The sequence below is a fragment of the Parabacteroides sp. An277 genome (assembly GCF_002159645.1).
In the GTDB taxonomy this organism is placed as follows: Bacteria; Bacteroidota; Bacteroidia; order Bacteroidales; family Tannerellaceae; genus Parabacteroides.
The window spans coordinates 113,278-119,704 of record NZ_NFJB01000007.1 but is presented as its reverse complement, the minus strand read 5'-3'; the positions used below and the strand labels follow the sequence as shown (position 1 = coordinate 119,704).

General features: G+C 43.3%; 5 protein-coding genes and 1 pseudogene. 2 read left to right on the top strand and 4 right to left on the bottom strand.

The window, feature by feature from the left end; genetic code table 11:
* The first annotated feature begins 249 nt into the window (after positions 1 to 249).
* Positions 250 to 378, top strand: coding sequence for a hypothetical protein (locus B5F77_RS16090; RefSeq protein ID WP_255377027.1), 129 nt, complete (start codon positions 250 to 252; stop codon positions 376 to 378).
* Positions 375 to 1,199 (top strand): Abi family protein, encoded by an 825-nt coding sequence (locus tag B5F77_RS04515; RefSeq protein ID WP_087328267.1) that lies wholly within the window; start codon positions 375 to 377, stop codon positions 1,197 to 1,199. Before B5F77_RS16090 ends, B5F77_RS04515 begins: the two co-directional genes overlap by 4 nt.
* Positions 1,200 to 1,783: 584 nt before the next feature.
* Here B5F77_RS04515 and B5F77_RS04510 read toward each other — a convergent pair.
* The 4 genes and pseudogenes from B5F77_RS04510 to guaA all read right to left on the bottom strand — a co-directional run bounded on the left by B5F77_RS04510 (position 1,784) and on the right by guaA (position 6,377).
* Positions 1,784 to 2,218, bottom strand: a complete 435-nt coding sequence (locus B5F77_RS04510; protein WP_087328264.1) for a hypothetical protein — start codon at positions 2,216 to 2,218, stop codon at positions 1,784 to 1,786.
* Positions 2,219 to 2,223: 5 nt separating this feature from the next.
* Positions 2,224 to 2,904, bottom strand: a pseudogene (locus B5F77_RS04505) (zinc ribbon domain-containing protein).
* Positions 2,905 to 3,116: 212 nt separating this feature from the next.
* Complete coding sequence (locus B5F77_RS04500; RefSeq protein ID WP_087328260.1) at positions 3,117 to 4,235, bottom strand: DUF6261 family protein; 1,119 nt, start codon at positions 4,233 to 4,235, stop codon at positions 3,117 to 3,119.
* Between the two features lie 621 nt (positions 4,236 to 4,856).
* Positions 4,857 to 6,377 (bottom strand): glutamine-hydrolyzing GMP synthase, encoded by a 1,521-nt coding sequence (guaA, locus tag B5F77_RS04490; RefSeq protein WP_087328253.1) that lies wholly within the window; start codon positions 6,375 to 6,377, stop codon positions 4,857 to 4,859.
* Positions 6,378 to 6,427: the final 50 nt, after the last annotated feature.

Sequence of the window (6,427 nt, the reverse complement as noted above, 5' to 3'; positions counted from 1 at the left end):
TGGGAGTACAATACCGGCAAGTATGTTCAAATAATCGTTTTCCATACTGCAAAATAAAGGTTTGTTCTTCAAACTAACAAATTTATCCCCATTAAATTTCTACTGAGCCAATGAATGGGGTTTGCCGATATGTCGATATGCAAGATTCTCAAGGTATTGTGGAAAAATGTCTTGATTTTTCTTTAAAATATTTGTTGAATTCAAATTTTATTCCGATATTGCGTGCATTTAATTAAAAACATAGGATTAATGAATACAAAATATCTTTTAAAGGCAGAAGATTGGTTTGCCCAATTTAACAAAGAGTTCTGTTCTTATATAGAACAGATGTACATATTGGAAGAGGCAGGAATGCTGATTTTTAATCATAAAAAATGAATGACCAGTTAAAACGCAAGGGAATAACGTCCTTTATTCCATATTTAAAGTATTTCTGGCATGAAAATGCGGAGGGGAAATACTTTGAATTTCTCGATTGGGAAGATGTTTGCCGATTGTATGAATTTAATGCAAATCTTCAGGCGTTGATCAGTGCCGCTATCGCTAAAATTGAAGTGGCTTTTCGCGAACAAATTACGTATAGTATGGAGCAAGTTCATGGAGGGTATTGGCATTATTTGGATTCATTATTCCAAGAATCGACCAAGAACGTCTTGCGTGATGGACAGGTTGTGGAAAAGTCCGCATATAAAGAGATCCATAGTTTTGTACGGAAGTATTTTAAGCAAGGAGATAGGCATACATTTCGTGAAATCATAGAAATGTTGAGTTTTGGCCTGTTGTATCGTATATATTCATGTTTGAGACCTTGTAGGGAAAAGGAACTTATTGCGAAGGGATTAGGTATCTCTTCCGTTTCTATTTTCACTTCCTGTTTTTATGTTTTGGTCCGTTTGCGTGATGATTGCGCACACCCGGGAGTCATTTGGAATAAGAATTTCAAGCCACCCAAGCATATCCTACATTATTCCCAAGGGTATACATGGTTAAAGGAGGTAGAGAAAGCACGGACGGACAAGCTTTATTACCGTCTTTGTTTGTTGAATTACTTTTTACAAATAGTTGACTCTGAGTATAATTTCACCGAAGATTTGTTGTGTTTGTTGGATAAGTATGGGCAAGTGATTTCTTTTCCTGTCATGGGATTTCCTGTGGATTGGGAAGAGGAAAAAATGTGGAGTAAACCTGATAGCTTATGACCTTCGTATCCTAAGCTGAGACAGGCAGCCACTGCATCGGCTACGGGTAATGTGCGTCCCGTTTCAGATGAAAATGATTGATAATTAAGTGGAGAAGATGGTTTGGGGGGCAAGGCTGTGAGGGCTTGACATGTGCAAATGATATAGAAATCCATTCCGGCCAACTGCGTGGCGGTGGGGAATCCGTGTAGGGTGATTCGGAAGTTGTATTTTCTTAAAATCACCTTCTTCGGCAATCGGTAATCCCAATCCGTCCCGATAATCGCCGTCTACCCAGTCGACAGTATCAATCCGTCAGGAAATGCACTGTCGATTCAGTCGACAGCCCGAATCCTGCCGGAGAAGTACTATTTCCGGCGGGGACAGTACTTATCCTGCAGGATTAGTGCTATCCGAACCTCGGACAGCACTTATCGGGACGGATTGGCGTTATCGGAGATAATGAGGGCAAATGTTAACATACCTTAGTCCGGAACAGAGGCTACCTCAGTCCGGAACTGATGTACCATGAGTCCGGAACTGATGTAGGATGAGTTCCGAACTTAGCTTTTATTGGTTTTCTTCCCTGAAGCGGACGGCATCGGTCAGCCCGTAACTACTTTAATCCTCATCTTGCAATTCGGTTCGCCTTGCAAAATGGAATGGCAGAGTTTCACCTGAAAATTCCGCCCTTTCCAAAGGCTTTGCAAAGAATAGAGGACACTCTGACGGGAACATTCACAGAGTAAAGGCGTTGTGACATAGCCTTTCTTACACAAATGGCAAGTACATTCCAAGAAGGTAAGGTAATAGACTTTGCCTTTCTCTACGACCTCGCCTTTTACTCCCGACAATCCATTCGCCAGCTGAAAGAAAACATCCATGTCCCCTCCAGCATCCTCATAGAGTTTCCTATAAATGGATAGTGTGCCGCCATCCACACAGTTCTTGCCACATTCCGAGAAGAAGGCACTCCGCTGCTCCGGCGAGAGGCAGACTATGCCTTTCTCAAATCCTTTGAACCAATCTGATAGTTCCATAAATATCAGATGTTAGAGTGAGAAAATTCGCCGTTAATCCAGAAAGTGGCTTCCTTACCAATGAAGTGAAGAAGCACATAATTCGGGTCACTCGGTCCGCCGGGGAAATGATAAGCAAACCAGTCTTGCCACATTTCCTTGCGGATGGCATCGTCCGTGATAACCTCTACCGTTCCGCGTAGGGCAACCCCGTCTCCGTAATGGTCATAACAAAGACCTGCCTTGTTGTTTGCCTTAAAATCATTGACCTTTACAGAGTCGGCACTTGTCGCCATCCATACCTCATGAAAACCCTTTGCTCCAATCTTGGACATCTGCACAGGCCGAGGATAACCGTTGGCATCAACGGAAGCGACCGTCACGTTCTCGCATTGGGCAAGCAAATGGGTTGCTTTTTCCGTCAGTGTCCGTTCGTCTTTTTCTTTCCACCGTTTCAGGCGCGGGAAGTATTGGAGCATTTGTTCTTTGGCCTGTATGGGAGTTAGGTTACATCCAGCCTGTGCATTCCATTAGTCTAAGAATTGCAGGCAGAACTCAATCATTTGTCCCATCGTGAAATCCTGGGTAAACACGCCGTTCTTGTAACAATACATGCAATAATCCTCGCTGCGGCTTCCATCAGCATGGGTCCCTCTGTTCTCATTGTTCAGGGGCATGCCGCAACTTTGAAAAAATTGTTGTTCCATATATATATCCTATTTAATGTTAATACCTATCACATAATTACCTTTACCCGAAAATCATCTGCCGAGCGAATGCGTTCCACCAACTTGCCCTTGCGTACAATCATCAGGTCGCCTGCCTGCAGCTCACGTTCCTCGTCGTTGTATTTTAAACGGAATCTGCGGTCATCTGTCTAATCTATATTAATTTTCCATTATCAATTGTCCATTGTCCATTACCACAACGTAATCGGCTCTGGATATTCTATTACCAACGGACTGCCGCCGTCGTAGGTTTCGATGCGAACTTTATATTGTCCTTCTGTCAAATCTGGAACCATCGTAAATTCACAGCTGGTTTCTGTAACATTACTGATAGTCGCGGCCTTAATCCATTCGATATAATCTTGATCATTGACGAGCCCGATGACATGTTCTAACGTACCGTCTTGTCCTTTCAGCGTAAATCCTTGATATTCTACGGCAGTTTGTTTGCCTCGCTCAATGCGATGCGGATTTTCCGGGTCGCCCTCTTCCTTTTGGTAGACGGCTGTGATTTCGGGTGTGACAGGTTCATCTGGAGTATCCGGCGTATTTGTTCCTTCATTATCCGTTTTTCCAGAGATAACGCCATCTCGAATTAAAATCTTTTGTAACTGAAGGAGATGAGCATTGATTTGTGTAATCACCTCGCCCAGCTCTTCTTTGGTTTCAGGCGATTTGGTGACGAGTTCATTTACCTGATAAATCGCATTAATGGCCGATACCAAGGCTTTAAATGCCTCGTCCACCTTGGGACGGATGCTCTTCATCGTCTCAGAAGTCAAACGGCCCAACGCATCAATGGAACGGCTACTATATAGCACATTAAATGCCTCATTCTTTTCTTCCAGAAGTGCCACAGCATCTGTTAGCCCTATTTTGGCTACGTCGGCTGCATTCTCTTCCGCTTTTAATTTGCTCACGAAATTGGCAATCGATCCCGTCTCTTCCACATAATTCATATCATAGGCATATTTATGCGGTTTAAGCAGATAATCTAACCGAATAGCTGCTTCTTTTGTCTCTTTTACAGGCGAATGGGCTGCAGCCGCAATGCTCATGGAAATAAAAATAAATACTTCGCCACGTTCCTGGTCTAATGCCTTTATTTCAGGCGTACTCAGGAAACCTTGGCTTTTTGAATAGCAGGCATCCTCCACATCGCAACCATTCGCATAGGGAGTATATACCGACTGAAAACCATACTTTTGGGCCAACTCTGGCGTTACTTTTTTCAGCACGTCGCGCCCCAATTGGTAATGTTCCCCATGACGCAACCGATACAATGGAAATGAAATGTTGATTTGGTCCATAAGAAAGTTATTTTTAAATGGTAATTAGTTGATTAGTTTAATAATGTACAAATATAGCTATTATTTTCTACCTGACAAAATATTCAATAAAAATTTTCAAGAAAAAATTTCCAAGTCATTAAAACTTTTGGCCAGGCGATTACAAAAGTTTCCGTCCTTCCGGAAGTTCCGGCAAGGTGATTACAAAAGTTTCCGCCCTCCCGGAAGTTCCAGCAAGGTGGTTACAAAAGTTTCCGCCTTCTCAGAAGTTCCGGCAAGGCGATTACAAAAGTTTCCAGCTAAAAAAATTTTTTTTTCACACCAGAAACAAAAGTTTCCGAATAAATAGAGAATGGGAATGTCGGAAATTTTTATATAAATAGAATACATTATATAGAGTGTATATAGACTGCAAATGCCGTTTCACATCATACAGTCGGTTACGCATAATTGGACGGTTTCACTATCCAATTCATACTTTCAATGGAGATGAATACGAAATTCTTCCCGGAATATTTGCACTTTCCTGCCGGAATTTCGACGCACATGAACGTCCGAGTCAAGACATTATAAAAAAGGCCATCCCAAATAAATTTTGAGACAGCCTCCATTCTAAAATAGAATTAAAATAGCAGAGTTTTTTTATTCCCATTCAATGGTTGCAGGCGGTTTTGAACTGATATCGTACACTACGCGATTCACGCCTTTCACCTTATTGATGATTTCGTTGGATACTTTAGCCAAAAACTCATAGGGGAGGTGTGCCCAATCTGCTGTCATCGCATCGGAAGAGGTCACAGCACGGAGAGCTACCGTATTTTCATACGTACGTTCGTCGCCCATCACGCCCACTGAACGAATAGGGAGCAGAATGGCACCCGCTTGCCAAATTTTATCGTACAAGCCCCATTCGCGCATCAACGACATGTAAATATCATCGGCATCTTGGAGGATGCGTACCTTTTCTTCGGTGATATCGCCCAAAATACGGATGCCGAGTCCGGGACCGGGAAATGGATGCCGCTTGATAAGATGTTCCTGCATACCCAATTCGAGACCCACGCGACGTACTTCGTCTTTAAATAACAAGCGAAGAGGTTCGACCAACTTCAGGTTCATCTCTTTAGGAAGTCCGCCTACGTTGTGGTGACTCTTGATGGTTGTTCCCGTGATAGAAAGCGACTCGATTACATCCGGATAAATAGTACCTTGCCCCAACCATTTGATGTCTTTCAGTTTGTGAGCCTCTTCGTCGAATACATCAATGAATCCTTTGCCAATGATTTTGCGTTTCTTCTCCGGGTCCGTTACGCCAGCTAATTCGCTATAGAATTTTGCTTTTGCATTGACGCCAATTACGTTCAATCCTAAGTGTTCGTAGTCCCTTAAAACGTTTTCAAACTCATTTTTGCGCAAGAGCCCATGGTCTACGAAGATACATGTCAGGTTCTTGCCAATAGCTTTGTTGAGCAATACGGCCGTCACCGACGAATCCACGCCACCCGAGAGAGCCAGAATGACTTTGTCGTCGCCCAGTTTATCTTTCAATTCAGCTACGGTCGATTCGATAAACGAAGCAGGCGTCCAGTCTTTGGCACATCCGCAAATATGCAAGAAATTGTCGAGTAGTTTGGTACCATCTACCGTGTGGAATACTTCCGGGTGGAACTGTACCCCCCATGTTTGTTCTCCCTCCACGCGATAGGCTGCATTTTTCACATCATCTGTGCTGGCAATGATATGGAAATTATCGGGCAATTGCGTAATGGTATCACCATGCGACATCCAAATCTGAGAACCTGGCTGAATACCATTGAAAAGCGGATCGTTTGCTTCGATAGTAGTCAGATTGGCACGTCCATATTCGCGTGAGTTGGCTGGTTCTACTTTGCCGCCCGACGTATAAGCGATGAATTGTGCTCCATAACAGATACCTAATACGGGGTACTTACCGCGTATTTGGCTCAAATCTGCCTTGAAGGCATTCTCGTCGTAGACGGAATAGGGACTTCCTGACAGGATTACGCCTTTTACGTCGGTAGCCTCGTGCGGAAATTTGTTGTAGGGCACGATTTCGCAGTACATATTCAACTCGCGGACGCGGCGTCCGATGAGCTGAGTGGTCTGCGAACCGAAATCAAGGATAATAAGTCTTTCGTGCATGCAATTATTAATAATTATGATTAATGAAGTGAGGCAAAGGTACGGAAAAT